The following is a 19466-nucleotide window of genomic DNA, read 5'->3' on the forward strand; positions in this document are numbered from 1 at the left end:
GCGCGCCGCGTCGTCTCAGAACCAGCCTAGCCGGCGATATGCGTAAAATTGAACGATTCCGGCGATTTCGTGCAGGGCGCGCGACGCCGTGACGAAGTTCGTCCAGCGCGGCCACCAGCCGCGGATCGCCCGAAGCCGGTTCGCGAATACCGGCTGGGGCGTCACGCCGAATCTCGCAAAATCGAGCAGCGCGCGCCGCATCTGATACGAAGACGTCACGAGAATCGTCTCATCGTAATGTTCGGCGAGTAGGATGGGTGCCGTGTACTTCGCGTTTTCATAGGTGGTGCGGCTGCGCCGTTCGAGTACCAGATCGCGCACGGGCACGCCGCGCGCGAGCAGCAGCGGGGCATACAGATCGGCTTCGGTCGTACCGTGCCGGTGCGGATCGCCGCCCGTCACGACCACGGTGCAGCGTGCCGCGGTTCGTTCGCAGACCGAATGGAGTTCGGCCGCGCGGGCGATGCGGGCCAGCCCGTCGGCGGGCGGCACGAGCAGGCCGTCGCGGCGCTCGATGCCGGCGCCGAGCACGACGATCGCGGTGTGCCCCGCGAAGATCGGTGGCTCGGCGGGCGTCACGCCGGATTCGGCGAGCGCGACGAGCGGGGCGGTCAGCCAGCCGGTGGCGAGCCCCGCCAGCAGCGCGAAGCCGAGCATGAGGAGGGCGGCGCGGCGGGTGCGCCAGATGGCGGCGGCTGCGAAGAGCAGCACAAATGAATCGAACAGAATCAATTTGAATGGGGTAAGGTAACTTTTTGCTCGGTTGTGTCCGATCCGGACCGAATCGCTGCGAAATGTAGCGTAACGGGGACGGATGAGAAAGGCGCAGGGGGAGGATAGGCAGTGCCCACCTGTCGTTGCATGGCGGTGCCGGCGGGTGGAGACCCGGTTGGCGGGACCGCCTGCAGATCGCTGTACTTTGAGAAAGAGTCCAGATGGCCACGTATTCCAACGAAGCAGTGCTCGATGCCCTCCGGCGGGTGCAGTACCGGCAGGTCCCTTGGGCGCGGCGCCCGAACGTCTTCGAATACCTTCGCAACCTCGGACTGATGGACACGGTGCGCCAAAAGACGGTGGCACCGGCCCCGGGCTTTCATGCCCCGGTCGATATCGCGGTGCTGACCGAATCGGGGCGCGCCGAATTCGCGCGGCTCGAACGCGCCGAACGCCTGTCCACCTGGATCGACCGCCGCATCGACGACTACGCGCTCAGCGAAGCCGGCGCCGTGTCGATCCTTGAGAGCCGTCTCTAGCGCGGAGCGTACGGGCAAAAAAACGCCCGTATCGGGAGATACGGGCGATACCGGGTACATTTCGCTGTTGCCAGGACGGTTCACATGGCTCTGATGTGACTGCCGAGGCGGTGCGCAGTTCCCGGCCCCGGTGAATTTCGCGGCCGGTTGCGATGGGCGGCGGCTTCAGCGGCGCGGCGCAAATCCCGGCGGCCGCGCTGGCGGCGCCGTGTTGCGTCCACGGGCATTGCTCGCGATGTCGCCGCGCAGGTCGCCGCGCGGGACGATGTTCGGCGGGGCGGCGGGCGGTGCCGGCGGTGCATGAGCGCGCCCTGCCTGCCCGCGATGCGCGGGTGGCTGCCCGACGCGCCGATCCGCCTGCGCAGGCTGGGCGAGCGCCAAAGCAAGCAGCATCAGGCTCGTCGCCGCGAGCAGCGTGTTGCTTTGCATGGTTCGGGCTCCCTGGGGCCGTCGATGCGGCCCGTTCCTCTATCCGAACGATAGGGGCGGGAGCGCGAGCGCGCTGTAAGCAATGGTTAGGAGATGTTTCGCGATCGCGGCCGGAGCGAGGCGAGCCGCGAATCGTGCACCGGCGCGCGGCACCTCGCCGGCCCGGGGCGGCTGCGGGTGCTGGCATCAGCTGGCACCACCCGCAACCGGCCTGACATCACGCCATCTTGACGGGCGCGCGCCAGGATTCCGGATTGGTCCAGAACGCGCCGCGCAGGCGGTCGCGGCTCGGCGGTGCGGGCGGCTTCACCGCGCTGGCGCCGATCCGGCCGCGCAGCGAGATCTGGCGGCCGCTCGTGCCGAGGCGCTTGACGACTTCGGCGAGCGTACCGTCGGCCTGCCATTCGTCGAAGCGCCGGCGGCACGTCGGCGGCGACGGATAGCGGCCGGGAAGTTTCGACCAGCCTTCGCCCGTCGACAATACCCACAGAACGGCGTTCACGACCGAACGTGCTTCCACGCGGGGACGACCACGGCGCTCACTGCGAGCCGGTTCCGCGCAGAACAGTCCTTCGACCAGCGCCCATTCGTTATCCTTCAAATCGTCGAACAGCATCATGTCCTCACCTCAGCGAAGCTAACTCCGGTGCGCTGCCCCGCGCCGCGCACTCTTCAAGCACCCGATCCGCATCGGGTGCCGGGTGGGGGTACCGGTTCGCTCCGTTGTCCGGAGGTTACCGCGACCCTGTACGCGACTTAATGCATGAAGCGTGCCACGTTGACGGCAATCCCCGTGAAAGCCGCTTCGCACCGGGCCGACGGCCAAGTCAGCTAGGGGCGTATAAGACGCCAAAATGCCCCTGCGGCAAATCGGGACAATCACCAATCTTGTGCAATCGAGCCCGTGCGGCGTGCGTGGGGGCACTTGCTGCACCGCACCGATTCATCGCGAACGGGATGGGGACACAAGCCCTACAATCGCGCATCGAAGCGTGAGATTGATGAGGGCATCCAATGAATATCACCCTGCGCCAGCTGAGGGTGTTCATCGAGGTCGCGCGCCTGCGCAGCTTCAGCCGGGCCGGCGACGAGATCGGGCTCACGCAGTCCGCGGTCAGCCGCTGCGTACGCGAACTCGAGGGCGAGATCGGCCTGAAGCTGATCGATCGCACCACGCGCGACGTGCAGCTGACCGATGCGGGGTCGAATCTGGTCGCGAGCGTCTCGCGGCTGCTCGGCGACCTGGACGACGCGCTGCGCGAGATTCGCGAGATCGGCGAGCAACGGCGCGGACGCGTGCTGGTCGCCGCCAGCCCGACCGTCGCCTGCCGGCTGATGCCGCGCGTGGTCGCGGCGGCCGAGCGGCAGTTTCCGTTCGTCACGCTCGGGCTGCGCGACGACGTGCAGAGCGACGTGCTGCGCAAGGTGAAGTCGGGCGAGGTCGATTTCGGCGTCGTGATCGGGCCGCTCGCGGCCACCGACCTGGTCTGCGAGCCGCTGATGACCGACTCGTTCTGCCTGATCGCGCGCGCCGATCACGCGCTCGCCGCGCTCGACAGCGTGCCGTGGAGCGCGCTCGACGGCGAGCGCCTCGTGCTGCTCGACTACGCGTCAGGCAGCCGGCCGCTGATCGACGCGGCGCTGGCGCTGCATCGGGTCGGTGCCGCGGTCGTGCAGGAACTCGGCCATTCGGCCACCGTGTTCGGGCTGGTCGAGGCCGGCGTGGGCGTCAGCGTGCTGCCGTGGCTGTCGCTGCCGCTGCCGGCCGGCTCGTCGCTGGTGGCGCGGCCGCTGACGCCGCGCGCGGAACGCACGGTCGAGCTGATCCGGCGCCGCGACCGCTCGCTGTCGCCGGCGGCCGAGGCGATCTGGGGGCTCGTGCATGGCATGCCGGCGCGCGCCGAGGATCTCGACTGACGCCGCCGGACAGCGCGCGCGGGACCGGCGGCGCGCGGATTGTTTCCCGGCTCCGCGTGGCCGCCTGGGCCGCTACACTGACGGGGATCGATCAACCAGGAGAGGGGTGTGAACCTTATCGGCAACGAGATGGGGCGGGAATCCGGTTCGTGGGGGCCGCGTGCGAGCGTCGAATCGCTTCGGCCGTCGCTGATCCGCGAGGTCGCGAACGCCGGCTTCGGCGTGGACGGCGTGCTGCCGTTCTGGTTCGGCGAATCGGATCGCGTCACGCCGGCGTTCATCCGCGAGGCGGCCGGCACGGCGCTCGCGGACGGCAATACGTTCTATACGCACAATCTCGGGGCGGCCGCGCTGCGCGAGACGCTGGCCGCCTACGTCACGGCGCGCCACGGCGCGACCGGCGCCGCCCAGATCGCGGTCACGAGCGCCGGCGTCAGCGCGCTGATGCTGGCGGCGCAACTGTTGGTCGGTGCCGGCGACCGGGTGGTCGCGATCACGCCGCTCTGGCCCAACCTCGTCGAAATCCCGAAAATCCTCGGCGCCCACGTGGAGTGCGTGGCGCTCGACTACGGCGAGGCGGGCTGGCGGCTCGATCTCGAGCGTCTGCTGGCGGCGCTCACGCCCGACACGCGGATGCTGTTCGTCAATTCACCGAACAACCCGACCGGCTGGACCCTGTCGCGGGCCGAGCAGGCGGCGGTGCTCGAGCATTGCCGGCGGCACGGCATCTGGATCGTCGCGGACGAAGTCTATGAACGGCTCGCGTTCGGCGCCGGTGGGGCGTCGTCGTTCCTCGACCTGGCTTCGCGCGACGAGCGCGTGATCGTCGTCAACTCGTTCTCGAAGGCTTGGGCGATGACGGGCTGGCGGCTCGGCTGGCTGGTTGCCCCGGAGCGGGTCATGGACGGGCTCTCGAAGCTCGTCGAATACAACACGTCGTGCGCGCCGGGCTTCGTGCAGGCGGCCGGCATCGCCGCGGTGCGCGACGGCGAGCCGTTCGTGGCCGAGTTCGTCGGCGCGCTGCGCACGGCCCGCGATCACCTCGTGACGGCGCTCAACACGCTGCCGAACGTGTCCGTCGAGGCGCCGGACGGGGCGATGTACCTGTTCCTGCGGCTGCCGGGCGCGCACGACAGCCTCGCGTTCTGCAAGCGGCTGGTGCGCGAGGCGGGCATCGGCCTCGCGCCGGGGCGCGCGTTCGGCGACGAGGGCGAGGGTTTCGTCCGCTGGTGTTACGCCTGCGACACCGCGCGGCTCGACATCGGTGTGGAACGTTTGCAGGCATTCCTGCGCCGAAGCGGCGCCTGAAGCTGGCAGCCGCGTCAGCCCGGGCCGCGTGCGATCTCGATCGAAGCGGTCCGGCGGCTTTACGCCTCGTTCGAATTTGCGTAATATGGCGCTCAGTCACGCGATTCCATCAAGGTTTCGCGCTGTTCCGTCCGGTCAGGGTCAGGCTTCGAGCAGGTTTCGCCACCCCCGGTTCGTGCTCCCATCAATATGACCGATCAGAATCGGGCGAGCGCGTCTTCTGTTCCTTTTCGTCTGTTTCGTATTTTGATCCGGTTCGTTTGACCAGAGGGTCTGGCCTAGCTGCATGAATACCCAAGAGGCGAAGATCGTCCTCGAGACTGCTTTGATCTGTGCGCAGGAGCCGCTCAAGCTGGGCGACCTGCGCAAGCTCTTTGCCGACGGCGTGTCGGCGGACACAGTCCGAACGTTGCTCGAAGAATTGAAAGAGGCGTGGTCCGGCCGCGGCGTCGAACTCGTCGCGCTGGCCACGGGCTGGCGCTTTCAGAGCAAGCCGGCGATGCGTGTTCATCTGGATCGATTGCATCCGGAAAAACCGCCGAAATATTCGCGCGCGGTACTCGAAACGCTGGCGATCATCGCGTATCGCCAGCCGGTCACGCGTGGTGACATCGAGGAAATCCGCGGCGTGACGGTGAATACCCAGGTCGTCAAGCAACTCGAGGATCGCAGCTGGATCGAGGTGATCGGCCATCGCGACGTGCCGGGGCGCCCGGCGCTCTATGCGACCACGAAGCAGTTTCTCGACGATCTCGGGCTGAAGGCGCTCGACGATCTGCCGGCGCTCGAAGAGCCCGCCGCGCATCTCGAGGCGAGCCTGCTGGCGCAGGCATCGATGGAATTTGCCGACGGCGTGTCCGGAGCCGAACCGGCCGTGCTGGCCGGGGAGCTCCCGGACGACGGAGGCGACGGCGCTCCCTCGGTCGCGTCAGCCGGCGACCCGATGCAGCATGCGGACGCGGCGCCTGCCGGTGACGCGGCGAGCGTCGCGGCAGCGCCGACGGATGCCGCGGCCCCGGCGAACGAGGCGGAAATCGACCAACCGGTGAGCGAAGCGGATACGGCTCAAGAGGCCGACGGCCGGTTTCCCGGCAACGCCGACCCGATCGGCGACGCGACGGAACCCACGCCGCCCGATCCGGTCGAGAAGGAAGCACCAGGCCGCGCGCCCGATGCCGACGAGGCGGCGCGCGATCACGAGGCGGGAGCGAGCCGCGCGACGGTGCAGACCGGGCAGCACGAGGCCGATGTGGCCGAGGCGGTCCCGGCGCACGGCGACGTGCATGGCGAAGCCGCCGAATCCCTGGGCGACACGAAGTCCGGCGAGGAATCGCCGGATCGGGATGCGCCCGCGCAGCGCCGCGCTTGACGCGGCCAGATGAGATTGCCGCGCCCGCGACGGGCGCGAGACCTGACATTTCGAGGTTGTTTTGACAGATACCCACGACACTGATTCGTCCGAATCCGCGCACGCCGTGCAGACATCGCGCGCCGACGGTGCTCCCGAGCAGTCCGCGCAGGACGCGGGCGGCGACGAGCGCCCGCGCCGCGGCCTGCGCCGCGGTCCGCGCAGCCTGATCGCACGCCGCCGCGCGGCGGCCAAATCGAAGACGGCCGAGCCGTCGGAAGGCGCGGAAGCCGCGCCCGCCGACGCGGCCGATGCCGACGCGCCCGCCGCGGCGCCGGCACCGCGCGCCACGCGCAGCAAGGACGGCGCGCCGAAGGCGCCGCGCAAGCCGGCCGCGAAACGCGAAGGCGCCGCCACGCGTGGTGGCGCGCAGGCCAGGCGCGGCGCGGCCGCGGGCGCAGCTGCCGCCGCACCGTCGGCCGAGGGCGCCGGTGGCGCGGGGCAGGAAGACATCTTCTCCTATGTGACCTCGCCGGCGTTCGACGCGGACAACGCGTCGGCCGGCGGTGGCGTGCGCGCACCGATGCTGCGTCGTGGCCGCCAGCCGCAAAAGCGCGTGCTGGCGCCGGAAGACGACGCGCCGAAGCTGCACAAGGTGCTCGCCGAGGCCGGCATGGGATCGCGGCGCGACATGGAAGAGCTGATCGTCGCCGGCCGCGTGTCGGTGAACGGCGAGCCGGCGCATATCGGCCAGCGGATCCTGCCGACCGACCAGGTCCGGATCAACGGCAAGCCGGTCAAGCGCAAGCTGCAGAACAAGCCGCCGCGCGTGCTGCTCTACCACAAGCCGACCGGCGAAATCGTCAGCCACGCCGATCCGGAAGGTCGCGCCTCGGTGTTCGACCGCCTGCCGCCGATGAAGACGGCGAAATGGCTCGCGGTCGGCCGGCTCGACTTCAACACCGAAGGTCTGCTGATGCTGACCACCTCGGGTGATCTCGCGAACCGCTTCATGCATCCGCGCTACAGCGTCGAGCGTGAATACGCGGTGCGCGTGGTCGGCGAGCTGAACGAAGCCTCGCGCCAGAAGCTGCTGCACGGCGTGGAACTCGATGACGGCCCGGCCAACTTCCTGCGGATCCGCGACGGTGGCGGCGAAGGTACGAACCACTGGTATCACGTGGCGCTGGCCGAAGGCCGCAATCGCGAAGTGCGCCGCATGTTCGAGGCGGTCGGCCTGATGGTGAGCCGGCTGATCCGCACGCGCCACGGCTCGATCGCCCTGCCGAGCGGCCTGAAGCGCGGCCGCTGGGAGGAACTCGACGAAGTGCAGGTGCGCAAGCTGATGGCCACTGTGGGCCTCAAGGTCGCGGCCGACGAGAAGGGCGGCAAGCGCGGGGCCGGCACGGCGGAGCGCAAGCAGCCGGACCCGATGCAGACCTCGATGGGCTTTCTCAATCGCGAGCCGGTGCTGACCACCCATGGCCAGCTCGACCAGCCGCGTCGCGGCGGTGGCCGGCGCGGCGCGCAGGGCGGCGGTTTCGGCGCCGGGCTCGGCGGCGGTTATGCCGGCGGCGCGTCGGGCGGCGGCTACGGTGGCAATGGCGGCAACGGCAACGCGAACGGCAACCGCCGCGGCGGTGGCGGCGACGTCGACGGCAATCGTCTGTCCTATGGCGCCAACGGCAACAAGCGCGGCAGCGGCGGCAAGGGTCCGCGCGGCGGTGGCGGTGGCGGCAACCCGAACGGCAACCGCGCCGACGGCGGCGGCAACGCACGCGGTGGCGCGCGCCCGCAGCAGGCCCGCAACAATCGCTCGCGCGGTCGCTGATCTCCCGGCGCCTGCCGCGCGTGCAAACGCGCGACAAAATCAGGCGAAATCGGCTGTTCCGGCCGATTTCGCGGGGGCGATACTTTGCGTTTGAGTTAAAAAACGCTATAATCGCTGAGTCGCTGGTCGTACAGGTTTTTTGTGCGGCTCAGGTGCGACCACCGGAGTAAGAAGATGGGCGTTTCGCCCATTTTTTTTTGCTGAAACGGTTGGGCATCTCGGGTAGCGCTTCCTGCGCCAGCAAAGGCGCGCGTCTGCGGGTGAATCGCGAACGGCGGGCGCGAACATCCGAGAGGACACAGTGCAACTGACGGAATTGATAGAAACCACGGTCACCGGGCTCGGCTACGAGCTGGTCGATCTCGAGCGCACCGGGCGCGGCATGCTCTGCGTCTACATCGACCAGCCAGCGGGCATCTCGATCGACGACTGCGAAAAAGTCACGCGTCAGCTGCAGCACGTATTGACGGTCGAAAACATCGATTACGAACGGCTCGAAGTGTCGTCCCCGGGCCTCGACCGACCGCTGAAGAAGCTGGCCGACTTCGAACGGTTCGCCGGGAGCGAAATCTCCGTCACCCTGAAAAAGCCGCTGGAAGGCCGCAAGACCTACAGGGGCATCCTGCATGCGCCGAACGGCGAAACGATCGGTTTGGAATTCGAGATGAAGAAGGGCGAGGCGGCCATGCTGGATTTCACGCTGGCCGACATCGACAAAGCCCGTCTGATTCCGCAAGTTGACTTTAGGAGCCGCAAACAATGAGTCGCGAAGTGTTGATGCTGGTGGATGCGCTGGCGCGCGAGAAAAACGTCGACAAGGATGTCGTGCTGGGTGCGCTCGAAGCGGCACTGGCATCGGCCTCCAAGAAGTTGTTCGACGAAGGCGCCGAAATCCGCGTCCAGATCGATCGCGAGAGCGGTGAACACGAGACGTTCCGGCGCTGGCTCGTGGTGCCGGACGAAGCGGGGCTCCAGGAGCCGGATCGTGAGATCCTGCTGTTCGAAGCACGTGAGCAGAAGCCGGAAATCGATGTCGGCGACTATATCGAGGAATCGGTGCCGTCGATCGAGTTCGGCCGGATCGGCGCGCAGGCGGCCAAGCAGGTGATTCTGCAGAAGGTTCGCGACGCCGAGCGCGAGCAGATCCTGAACGACTACCTCGAGCGCGGCGAGAAGATCATGACCGGCACGGTCAAGCGTCTCGACAAGGGCAACTTCATTGTCGAATCGGGCCGTGTCGAGGCGCTGCTGCGCCGCGACCAGCTGATCCCGAAGGAAAACCTGCGCGTCAGCGACCGTGTGCGTGCCTACATCGCGAAGGTCGATCGCACCGCGCGCGGCCCGCAGATCGAGCTGTCGCGCACGGCCCCGGAATTCCTGATGAAGCTGTTCGAGATGGAAGTGCCGGAAATCGAGCAGGGCCTGCTGGAAATCAAGGCGGCAGCACGCGATCCCGGCGTTCGTGCGAAGATCGGCGTGGTCGCCTACGACAAGCGGATCGATCCGATCGGCACCTGCGTCGGCATTCGCGGCTCGCGCGTGCAGGCGGTGCGCAATGAGCTTGGTGGCGAAAACATCGACATCGTGCTATGGTCGGAAGATCCCGCTCAGTTCGTGATCGGCGCGCTCGCGCCGGCTGCCGTGCAGTCGATCGTCGTCGATGAGGAAAAGCATTCGATGGACGTCGTCGTGGACGAGAACGAACTGGCCGTCGCGATCGGCCGGAGTGGTCAGAACGTGCGCCTCGCAAGCGAACTGACCGGCTGGCAGATCAACATCATGACGCCGGACGAATCCGCGCTGAAGCAGAACGAAGAACGCGATCGTCTGCGCGGCCTGTTCATGGCGCGCCTCGATGTCGACGAAGAGGTGGCCGACATCCTGATCGACGAAGGCTTCACGAGTCTCGAGGAAATCGCTTACGTACCGCTGAACGAAATGCTCGAGATCGAGGCGTTCGACGAGGAAACCGTTCACGAGCTGCGCAACCGCGCGCGCGATGCGTTGTTGACGATGGCGATCGCCAACGAAGAAAAGGTGGAAAATGCTGCGCTCGATCTGAAGAGCCTGGACGGCATGACGTCGGAGCTGTTGGCGAAGCTGGCGGAAAACGGCGTGCAGACGCGCGACGATCTCGCCGAGCTGGCCGTCGACGAACTGGTCGACATGACCGGAGTGGAAGAGGAAGCCGCGAAAGCGCTGATCATGAAAGCACGTGAACACTGGTTCCAGTGAGAAATGACCATGGCGCACTGAAATTTGGCGGCCGGAAGGCCGCATGACCCGATGCTAACCGCAAGGAATCGGTCCTTGCACTAAGAGGAATGAATGGCGAGTAACAACGTAGCCCAATTTGCCGCGGAACTGAAAATGCCTGCTGGTGTGCTGCTCGAACAGCTGCAGGCAGCGGGCGTCCAGAAAGCGAGTGAAGACGATGCGCTGTCGGAAACCGACAAGGCGCGTCTGCTCGATCATTTGCGTAAATCGCACGGTGCGTCCGACGCCGACAAACGCAAGATCACGCTGACCCGCCGGCACACGTCGGAAATCAAACAATCCGACGCAACGGGTAAGGCTCGCACCATTCAGGTCGAGGTGCGCAAGAAGCGGACGTTCGTCAAGCGCGACGATGTCGCCGAGAACGGCGCGGACGCTTCGCAGGACCAGGCAGACGACGTGGCGGCCGACGCGGAGCTGAAGCGCCGCGAGGAAGAGGCACGCCGCGAGGCCGAGCTGCTCGAGCAGCAGGCGCAGGAGCTGCGCGAGCGCCAGGAACGCCTCGAGCGCGAGGAATCCGAGCGCCGTGCACGCGAGGAAGCGGCCGAGGCGGAACGCCGTCGCGCCGAGGAAGAAGCGGCCACCAAGCGCGCGGCGGCAGCGGCGGCGGCTCAGGCCCAGCAGGCGGCGCAGGCCGCGGCGGCGGCCGAGCAGGCGGCGGCGCGTGCCCAGCAGGCGCAGGCCCCGCAGGAACCGGCCGCGCCGCAACCGACGCAACCGGCGGCGCAGTCGAACCAGGACGAAGAGCGCGCGGCCGCCGAACGGGCAGCCCAGCGTGAAGCGGCGAAGAAGGCCGAGGACGCGGCGCGCGAAGCCGCCGACAAGGCACGCGCCGAGCAGGAGGAAATCCGCAAGCGCCGCGAGAAGGCCGAGGCCGAAGCGCGCGCGATCCGCGAGATGATGGCCACGCCGCGCAAGGCGCAGGTCAAGGCGCCGGAGCCGCCCAAGCCGGTCGAACCGCCGAAGGCGGCCGAGGCGAAGGGCACGCTGCACAAGCCGGCCAAGCCGGCTGGTGAGGCGGGCGCGCGTCCGGCGAATCCGGCTGCGGCGAAGAAACCGGCGGCAGCGGCGCCGGCCAGCACGACCACGGCACCGGGCGCGGCCGACCGCAACAAGAAGCCGGGCGCGGGCAAGAGCGGCTGGCAGGACGACGCCTCGAAGCGCCGCGGGATCAAGACGCGCGGCGATTCGAGTGGCGGCGTCGATCGCGGCTGGCGCGGCGGCCCGAAGGGGCGCGGCCGTCACCAGGACAGCGCGTCGTCGTTCCAGGCGCCGACCGAGCCGATCATCCGCGAAGTCCACGTGCCGGAAACCATTTCGGTCGCCGATCTCGCGCACAAGATGTCGGTGAAGGCCTCCGAGGTCATCAAGATCATGATGAAGCTCGGCCAGATGGTCACGATCAACCAGGTGCTGGACCAGGAAACGGCGATGATCATCGTCGAGGAACTGGGGCACCGCGCGGTGGCCGCGAAGCTCGACGATCCGGAAGCACTGCTGGTCGAGGGCGAAGTGAGCGTCGACGCCGAGCAGCTGACGCGTCCGCCGGTCGTCACCGTGATGGGTCACGTCGATCACGGCAAGACCTCGCTGCTCGACTACATCCGTCGCGCGAAGGTGGCGGCGGGCGAAGCGGGCGGGATTACGCAGCATATCGGCGCTTACCACGTCGAAACGCCGCGCGGCGTCGTCACGTTCCTCGACACGCCGGGTCACGAAGCGTTTACCGCGATGCGGGCGCGTGGCGCGAAGGCCACCGACATCGTGATTCTGGTGGTCGCGGCCGATGACGGCGTGATGCCGCAGACGAAGGAAGCAATCGCGCACGCGAAGGCGGGCGGGGTGCCGATCGTCGTCGCGATCAACAAGATCGACAAGCCGGATGCGAACCCGGACCGCGTCAAGCAGGAACTCGTGGCCGAAAGCGTCGTGCCGGAAGAATACGGTGGCGATTCGCCGTTCGTGGAAGTGTCTGCGAAGACCGGTGCCGGGATCGACGACCTGCTCGAAAACGTACTGCTGCAGGCCGAAGTGCTGGAACTCAAGGCACCGGTCGAGGCGCCCGCCAAGGGCATCGTGATCGAGGCGAAGCTCGACAAGGGCAAGGGCCCGGTCGCGACGGTGCTGGTGCAGTCGGGCACGCTCACGCGTGGCGACGTGGTGCTGGCGGGTACCGCCTACGGCCGCGTGCGTGCGATGCTCGACGAGAACGGCAAGCCGACCAAGACGGCCGGCCCGTCGATTCCGGTCGAGATTCAGGGTCTGTCGGAAGTTCCGGGCGCGGGCGAGGAAGTGATCGTGCTGCCGGACGAGCGCAAGGCGCGTGAAATCGCGCTGTTCCGCCAAGGCAAGTTCCGCGATGTCAAGCTGGCCAAGCAGCAGGCCGCGAAGCTCGAGAGCATGCTCGAACAGATGAGCGAGGGCGAAGTGCAGAACCTGCCGCTCATCGTCAAGGCCGACGTGCAGGGTTCGCAGGAAGCGCTGGTGCAGTCGCTGCTCAAGCTGTCGACCAACGAAGTGCGTGTGCAGATCGTCCATGGCGCGGTGGGCGGCATCAGCGAAAGCGACGTCAACCTGGCGGTGGCCTCGAAGGCGGTCATCATCGGCTTCAACACGCGTGCCGATGCTCAAGCCCGCAAGGTTGCCGAGTCGAACGGCGTGGATATCCGCTACTACAACATCATCTATGACGCAGTGGATGAGGTGAAGGCGGCCATGTCGGGCATGCTGGCCCCGGAAAAGCGCGAAGTCCAGACCGGTACGGTCGAGGTGCGCCAGGTCATCAAGGTGCCGAAGGTCGGTCTGGTTGCCGGCTGTATGGTCACGGACGGCGTGGTCAAGCGCTCCTCGTCGGTGCGCGTGCTGCGCAACAACGTGGTCATCTTCACGGGCGAGCTCGATTCGCTGAAGCGCTTCAAGGACGACGTGAAGGAAGTGCGCCAGGGCTTCGAGTGCGGTATGTCGATCAAGAACTTCAACGACATCGTCGAAGGCGACCAGTTCGAAGTGTTCGAGGTCACGGAAGTCGCGCGTACGCTGTAATGCCGGCGTGAAGGCTCTCATGGGCGGGACAGGCTTGAGGCCGGTCCCGCCCATTTTCATGGCGCCGGCCGCCAGGCGACCGGTCGTCCAATGAACGGAAAGACGGATTCACCATGACGAAGAAACGCAGTTCTCCCAATCGCAACGTCCAGATCGCCGATCAAATCCAGCGCGATCTGTCCGAACTCATCATGCGCGAAGTGAAGGATCCCCGTATCGGGATCGTCACGATCCAGAGCGTCGAGCTGACGCCCGACTACGCGCATGCGAAGGTCTATTTCACGGCGCTGACGGGCGACCCCGTGCAGACGCAGGAAGCGCTCAACCACGCGTCGGGCCACCTGCACAACCTGCTGTTCAAGCGCCTGCACATCCACACGGTGCCGACGCTGCATTTCCATTACGACAAGACGATCGAGAAAGCCGTCGAGATGTCGCGCCTGATCGAACAGGCGAATTCGACGCGCGCGAAGGACGACTGATCCGCGCCGCCGATTTCCGCCGACTCCCGATTTCGCCATGACGACTGCTCCCCAACGCTCCCAGCGGCCGCGCGTGCCGCGCCGCCTGCTCGACGGCGTGCTGCTGCTCGACAAGCCTGTCGGGTTGTCGAGCAACGACGCGCTGATCCGCGCCAAGCGCCTCTATCTCGCGAAGAAGGCCGGCCACACCGGCACGCTCGATCCGCTCGCCTCCGGCCTGCTGCCGCTCTGCTTCGGCGAGGCCACCAAGTTCTCGCAGGATCTGCTCGAAGCCGACAAGACCTATGAAGCGACGATGCGGCTCGGCATCCGCACGACCACCGGCGACGCCGAGGGCGAGGCGGTCGAGACGCGCGAGGTGCGGGTCGACCGCGCCGCCGTCGAGGCCGCGCTGCCGCGCTTTCTCGGCGAGATCGTGCAGGTGCCGCCGATGTATTCGGCGCTCAAGCGCGACGGCAAACCGCTCTACGAATACGCGCGCGCCGGGCAGACCATCGAGCGCGAGGGCCGCAACGTGACGATCCACGTGCTCGAACTGCTCGCCTGCGAACTGCCCGACGTGACGTTCCGCGTGACCTGCAGCAAGGGCACCTACGTGCGCACGCTCGCCGAGGACATCGGCGAGGCGCTCGGCTGCGGCGCGCATCTGGTGGCGCTGCGGCGCACCGGCGTCGGCGCGCTGACGCTCGAGCACGCGGTCACGCTCGATGCGCTGTCGGACGCCGAAGCCGCCGAGCGCGACGGCTGGCTGCAGCCCGTCGATGCGCTGCTGTCGACGTTTCCGCCGGTGCGGCTCGACGCCGACGAAGCGAAGCGGTTCCGGCACGGCCAGCGGCTGCGGCTCGCCGCGGCCCCCGAGACCGGCGCCGATGACGCCGACGAAGCGGGCCCGCGGGTGCGCGTGTACGACGAGGCCGGGCAGCTGCTCGGCGTGGCGCGCCTGCGCGATGGCGTGCTGGCGCCGGAGCGGCTCGTCGTCAGCGGCGAGACGGCCGGCTGACGGCGCACGGCGATACGCCACGCTGCCGCGAAGTCCCGCCACATGGCACAACGCCCGGTCGTGAAGACCGGGCGTTGTGCTTTTCAGGAGGCGATGACTTCGATGCGCGGCGTCAGTGCGCGGCCGATGCCGCCGCGCTCGAATCGCCGCCGCCCGCGCGCTCGGGCTTGGTGATCCAGATCAGGCCGATCAGCACCACGAAGATCACGGCCGACACGTAGAACAGGTCGTTGACGCCGAGCTGCGCGGCCTGCTGCGTGGCCATCTGGTTGATGAGCCCGTTGGCCTGCTGCTCGGAGAGCCCGAGGCTGCCCATCTGCGCGACCGCCTGGTTGTAGACCGGGTTGTAGACGTTGGTCGCCTCGACGATCTGCGCGTGGTGGAAGTTGTTGCGATGGTCCCACGCGGTCTGGAAGATCGAGGTGCCGATGCCGCCGAACATGATCCGCACGAAGTTCGACAGGCCCGAGGCGGCCGGAATCCGGTGGCCGGGCAGGCCCGACAGCGTGATCGAGACGAGCGGGATGAAGAAGCCCGCCATCGCGATGCCCTGCACGAAGGTCGGCAGCATCAGCGACCACTGGTCGACGCCGGTGGTGTAGCGTGAGCGCATCCAGAAGCACAGCGCGAAGGTCAGGAACGCGGCAGTGGCGATGTAGCGCGGATCGGTGCGCGGCAGGTACTTGCCGGTCAGCGGCGAGAGCAGGATCGCGAAGAAGCCGACCGGCGCCATCACGAGCCCGGCGTCGGTCGCCGTGTAGCCGATCTGCGTCTGCAGCCACAGCGGCAGCAGCACGAGGTTGCCGAAGTAGAGCCCGTAGCCGACCGACAGCGCGATCGTGCCGCCGCTGAAGTTGCGCATCGCGAACAGCGACAGGTCCACTACCGGGTGCTCGGCCGTCAGCTCCCAGATCACGAAGAACGCGAACGCGATCACGGCGGTCAGCGCGAGCACCACGATCGTGGTCGAGGAGAACCAGTCGAGATCCTTGCCCTTGTCGAGCATGACCTGCAGCGAGCCGACCCAGATCACCAGCAGCGCGAGCCCGACGCCGTCGATCGGCGCCTTGCGCGTGGTCGATTCACGGCTGCGGTAGATCATCCAGGTGACGATCGCGGCGACGATCCCGACCGGAATGTTCACGTAGAAGATCCACGGCCACGAGTAGTTGTCGGAGATCCAGCCGCCGAGGATCGGCCCGGCCACCGGCGCGATCAGCGTGGTCATGGCCCACAGCGCGAGCGCCATCGGCGCCCGTGCGCGCGGATAGCTCGACAGCAGCAGCGACTGCGAGAGCGGGATCATCGGCCCGGCCACGGCGCCCTGGATCACGCGCGCCACCAGCAGGAACGGCAGCGTCGGCGCGAGCCCGCAGAGCCACGACGAGATCACGAACAGGATGATCGAGGCGAAGAACAGCCGGACCTGGCCGATCCGGTCGGTCAGCCAGCCGGTCAGCGGCACCGAGATCGCGTTGGCGACCGCGAACGACGTGATCACCCAGGTGCCCTGGTCCGACGACACGCCGAGGTCGCCCGAGATGGTCGGGATCGCGACGTTGGCGATCGAGGTGTCGAGCACGTTCATGAACACCGCGAGCGACACGGCGATGGTGCCGAGCAGCAGCTGCCCGCCCTCCAGCGGAGGGTAGGTGACGGGTTGGGACTTGGCCATGGGCGTTCGGTTCCGGGCTTACATCCGCTTCGGCGTGGCGCCGGCGGCGGGCTTCGTGGCGGCCGGCGTGGCGCTGCCGGCGTTCTCCGCGATGATCCGGGCGATCTCGGCATTGGCCTCGTCGCCGTACTTCGCGAACACGTCGGTCTGGTAGACCGTGTTCGGCACGTTGCCGAGCTGGCCGCCGTGGTCGTCCTTGATGTCGACGTCGACCTGCATCGACAGGCCGATGCGCAGCGGATGCTGCTGCAGCTGCTGCGGATCGAGCGCGATACGCACCGGCAGGCGCTGCACCACCTTGATCCAGTTGCCGGTGGCGTTCTGCGCCGGCAGCAGCGAGAACGCCGAGCCGGTGCCGGCCGAGAAGCCCACCACCTTGCCCTGGTACTTGACCGACGAGCCGTAGACGTCGGCCGTCAGCTCGACCGGCTGGCCGATCCGCATATGGGTGAGCTGCACTTCCTTGAAGTTCGCGTCGACCCACACGCCGTTGAGCGGCACCACCGACATCAGCGGGTTGCCCGGTGCAACGCGCTGGCCGACCTGCACCGAGCGCTTCGCCACGTAGCCGGTGACGGGCGCGGGCAGCGTGTTGCGCGCGTTGGCCAGATAGGCGTCGCGCACTTTCGCGGCCGCGGCCAGCACGTCCGGATGATCGGCGACGGTGGTGTTGGCGGTCAGCGCGCGGTTCGAGGCGAGCTGCTGCTGCGCGGCGTCGACCGACGCCTGCGCGGCCTTCACGGCGTCGCGCGCGTGCGAGATCTCTTCCTGCGAGACCGCGCCCGTCTGCGCCACGGCCAGGCGCCGGCGCAGGTCGTCCTGCGCCTTCGACAGATCGGTTTCGCGCAGCGCGACCTGCGCGCGGTACTGGTCGTCGTTGACGAACAGGCCGCGCACCTGGCGCACGGTCTGCGCGAGATTGGCCTCGGCCTGTTGCAGCGCGACGCGCGCGTCGGCCGGGTCGAGCACGACGAGCGGGGCGCCCGCCGTGACGGTCTGCGTGTCGTCGGCGTTGACCGCGATCACCGTGCCTGTCACCTGCGGCGTGATTTGCACCACGTTGCCGTTAACATAGGCGTCGTCGGTGGTTTCGTGGAAGCGCGCGACGAGGGAGTAGTAGATGCCGTAGGCGATCGCGGCAAGCACGATGATCACGATCACGATCGTCATCATCCGCTTGCGTTTCGTGTTGTTCGGCCGTGCCGGGCCGGCCGTGTTCTGTTGAGCGTCGCTCATGGCGAGTTTCTCCGTCGATTCTTGTGTGTGGTGCGAGTGATACGGGTGGTGTCGGGCGAAGGCTTCAGTTGACGGCCTGCTGCTGCTGCGGTGCCGGTGCCGGCGCGGTAGACGCTGCCGCCTGCGCTGCCGCGCCGGCGGCCGCGAGCGGCGTGCCGGCCGCGTCGAAGCCGCCGCCGAGCGCGCTGATCAGGCCGATCTGCAGGTCGCGGCGGCGCATCACGAGGCTCGTCACCGACTGCTCGGCGTCGAGCCGGCTGTTGTCGGCGCTCAGCACCTGAAGCTGCGGCGAGAGGCCGGCCTTGTAGCGGATCACGGCAAGCTCGTAGGCGCGTGTCGAGGCGTCGAGCGCGCGCTGCGCGTCGCCCATCTGCCGGTCGATCGCGCGGATCGAAGACACCTGCGTGGCGACGTCGTTGAGCGCGCCGATCAGCGTCTGGTTGTAGTTCGCCACGCTCAGGTCGTAGTCGGCGTAGGCGCCCTTCAACTGCGCGCGCAAGGCGCCGCCATAGAAGATCGGCAGGTGGATGGCCGGGCCGAACTGCGCCTGGCGGCTCGCGAATTTCAGGAACTGGCCCCAGCCGAACGCATCGAAGCCGAAGCCGGCCGCGAGGTTCACGTCGGGGAAGAACTCGGCCTTGGTTTCCTTCACGTCGTGCATCGTCGCCTCGACCTGCCAGCGCGCGGCGACCAGATCGGCCCGGCGCGAGACCAGATCGGCCGGGATGTTGTCGGGCAGCGCGATCGCGCCGCCCGGGTTCAGCACCGGCGTGTCGATCTTCAGGCCGCGGTCGGGGCCCTTGCCGAGCAGCGCGGCGAGCTGGTAGCGCACCGTGGTGATCCGGCCGTCGAGATCGGACAGCGTCGATTCGCTGGTGGCGACGTTGCCGCGCGCGGTCTGCCGCTCGACGTTGGTGTCGAGCCCGGCACCGACGCGGCCCTCGGTGATCTTGCCGACCGTCTCGCGGTTGGTGATCTCGTGTCGTGCGATCTCACGCAGCGCGTAGAGCTGGGCGAGCTGGTTGTAGGCGCGTGCAATCGACACCGCGAGCGTGATGCGCGCCTGCTGGTATTCGGCCTGCGCGGCCTTCTGCTGCGACACCGCTGCCTTCAGCTTCTCGCGATTCTTGCCCCAGATGTCGAGTTCCCACGACGCGCTCGCCAGCACGTTGTTCTCGCTGAACCAGTTGCCGCCGTAGGGCGGCGGATAGAGTCCATTGCCCGAATACAGCTCGCGGTTCCACGAATAGCGGCCCTCGATCTTCGGGAACAGCGTCGCGCGCGACGATTCGATGTATGAAGACGCCTTCGCGAGCCGTGCCTGCGCCTGCGCGATGGTCGGATTGCCGTCCACGGCCTCGTCGATCAGGCGCGGCAGCTGCGGATCGCCGAACTGGTTGGCCCAGTCGAGCGCGGGCCAGTGTCCGCCCCCGGCCGGCAGGCTCTGCGCGCTGTCGAACTGCGAGGCCGGTGCGACCTGCTTGTCGCTGTGGATGCCGGCGTAGTTCGCGCAGCCGCCCAACGCCAGCGCCAGCGCGGCCCCGGCGAGGGAGCCGGCGGCGCTGGCCGGCCACAAGCCCTTGCGCGGCACGTGTGCCGCCGCCCGTGACTCGAAAGTGGACATTGCAAGGATTTCCTTATGTCGATGCATCGGATGATGATTGCCGT

The 19466-nt window shown here is 67.9% G+C and carries 15 protein-coding genes and 1 pseudogene; 10 read left to right on the plus strand and 6 right to left on the minus strand.

Going from position 1 to position 19466, the window contains the following annotated elements; genetic code table 11:
* Positions 1-15: 15 nt before the first annotated feature.
* Positions 16-732, minus strand: a complete 717-nt coding sequence (locus tag BpN12_RS22815) for a YdcF family protein (protein ID WP_246797697.1) — start codon at positions 730-732, stop codon at positions 16-18.
* A 203-nt stretch (positions 733-935) separates the two neighbouring features.
* On the opposite strand from BpN12_RS22815, the gene BpN12_RS22820 reads away from it, so the two are divergent.
* The gene (locus BpN12_RS22820; protein ID WP_246797698.1) at positions 936-1253 is read left to right on the plus strand and encodes a hypothetical protein; all 318 of its coding nucleotides are present in this window, start codon (positions 936-938) and stop codon (positions 1251-1253) included.
* 165 nt (positions 1254-1418) lie between these two features.
* On the opposite strand, the gene BpN12_RS22825 is transcribed toward BpN12_RS22820, so the two are convergent.
* Together BpN12_RS22825 and BpN12_RS22830 are read right to left on the minus strand one after the other, a co-directional pair.
* Positions 1419-1682, minus strand: a complete 264-nt coding sequence (locus BpN12_RS22825; RefSeq protein ID WP_246797699.1) for a hypothetical protein — start codon at positions 1680-1682, stop codon at positions 1419-1421.
* A 220-nt stretch (positions 1683-1902) separates the two neighbouring features.
* Positions 1903-2298, minus strand: a pseudogene (locus tag BpN12_RS22830) (transposase); the annotation flags it as partial.
* A gap of 398 nt (positions 2299-2696) precedes the next feature.
* Here BpN12_RS22830 and BpN12_RS22835 point away from each other — a divergent pair.
* From BpN12_RS22835 to truB, 9 genes are all read left to right on the plus strand, one after another.
* Positions 2697-3599, plus strand: a complete 903-nt coding sequence (locus BpN12_RS22835) for a LysR family transcriptional regulator (protein WP_246797700.1) — start codon at positions 2697-2699, stop codon at positions 3597-3599.
* 129 nt (positions 3600-3728) lie between these two features.
* Entirely contained in the window at positions 3729-4907 is a 1179-nt protein-coding gene (locus tag BpN12_RS22840; RefSeq protein ID WP_246797969.1) for a pyridoxal phosphate-dependent aminotransferase, read from the plus strand.
* A 286-nt stretch (positions 4908-5193) separates the two neighbouring features.
* Positions 5194-6276: an SMC-Scp complex subunit ScpB gene (gene scpB / locus BpN12_RS22845; protein WP_246797701.1), complete on the plus strand. Its 1083-nt coding sequence runs from the start codon at positions 5194-5196 to the stop codon at positions 6274-6276.
* Between the two features lie 61 nt (positions 6277-6337).
* A complete protein-coding gene (gene rluB / locus BpN12_RS22850; RefSeq protein ID WP_246797702.1) occupies positions 6338-8086 on the plus strand; it encodes a 23S rRNA pseudouridine(2605) synthase RluB in 1749 nt (582 codons plus the stop codon).
* A 301-nt stretch (positions 8087-8387) separates the two neighbouring features.
* A complete protein-coding gene (rimP, locus tag BpN12_RS22855; protein WP_015875997.1) occupies positions 8388-8849 on the plus strand; it encodes a ribosome maturation factor RimP in 462 nt (153 codons plus the stop codon).
* The gene (gene nusA / locus BpN12_RS22860) at positions 8846-10321 is read left to right on the plus strand and encodes a transcription termination factor NusA (RefSeq protein WP_198252470.1); all 1476 of its coding nucleotides are present in this window, start codon (positions 8846-8848) and stop codon (positions 10319-10321) included. Before rimP ends, nusA begins: the two co-directional genes overlap by 4 nt.
* Positions 10322-10414: 93 nt before the next feature.
* Positions 10415-13405: a translation initiation factor IF-2 gene (gene infB, locus BpN12_RS22865; RefSeq protein WP_246797703.1), complete on the plus strand. Its 2991-nt coding sequence runs from the start codon at positions 10415-10417 to the stop codon at positions 13403-13405.
* A 113-nt stretch (positions 13406-13518) separates the two neighbouring features.
* On the plus strand, positions 13519-13887 hold the full coding sequence (gene rbfA, locus BpN12_RS22870; protein WP_015875994.1) for a 30S ribosome-binding factor RbfA: 369 nt from the start codon (positions 13519-13521) through the stop codon (positions 13885-13887).
* A gap of 37 nt (positions 13888-13924) precedes the next feature.
* Positions 13925-14887 (plus strand): tRNA pseudouridine(55) synthase TruB, encoded by a 963-nt coding sequence (gene truB, locus BpN12_RS22875; RefSeq protein WP_246797704.1) that lies wholly within the window; start codon positions 13925-13927, stop codon positions 14885-14887.
* A 112-nt stretch (positions 14888-14999) separates the two neighbouring features.
* Here the strand turns inward: truB and BpN12_RS22880 are convergent, their stop codons facing one another.
* From BpN12_RS22880 to BpN12_RS22890, 3 genes are all read right to left on the minus strand, one after another.
* On the minus strand, positions 15000-16562 hold the full coding sequence (locus BpN12_RS22880; protein ID WP_246797705.1) for a DHA2 family efflux MFS transporter permease subunit: 1563 nt from the start codon (positions 16560-16562) through the stop codon (positions 15000-15002).
* 18 nt (positions 16563-16580) lie between these two features.
* Positions 16581-17798 carry an HlyD/EmrA/EmrK family protein gene (locus BpN12_RS22885; protein WP_246797706.1) on the minus strand — a complete coding sequence of 406 codons (1218 nt, stop codon included), beginning with the start codon at positions 17796-17798 and terminating at the stop codon, positions 16581-16583.
* 64 nt (positions 17799-17862) lie between these two features.
* Complete coding sequence (locus tag BpN12_RS22890) at positions 17863-19422, minus strand: efflux transporter outer membrane subunit (RefSeq protein ID WP_246797707.1); 1560 nt, start codon at positions 19420-19422, stop codon at positions 17863-17865.
* Positions 19423-19466: the final 44 nt, after the last annotated feature.

This window comes from Burkholderia perseverans, from assembly GCF_022870505.1.
Classification (GTDB): domain Bacteria; phylum Pseudomonadota; class Gammaproteobacteria; order Burkholderiales; family Burkholderiaceae; genus Burkholderia; species Burkholderia plantarii.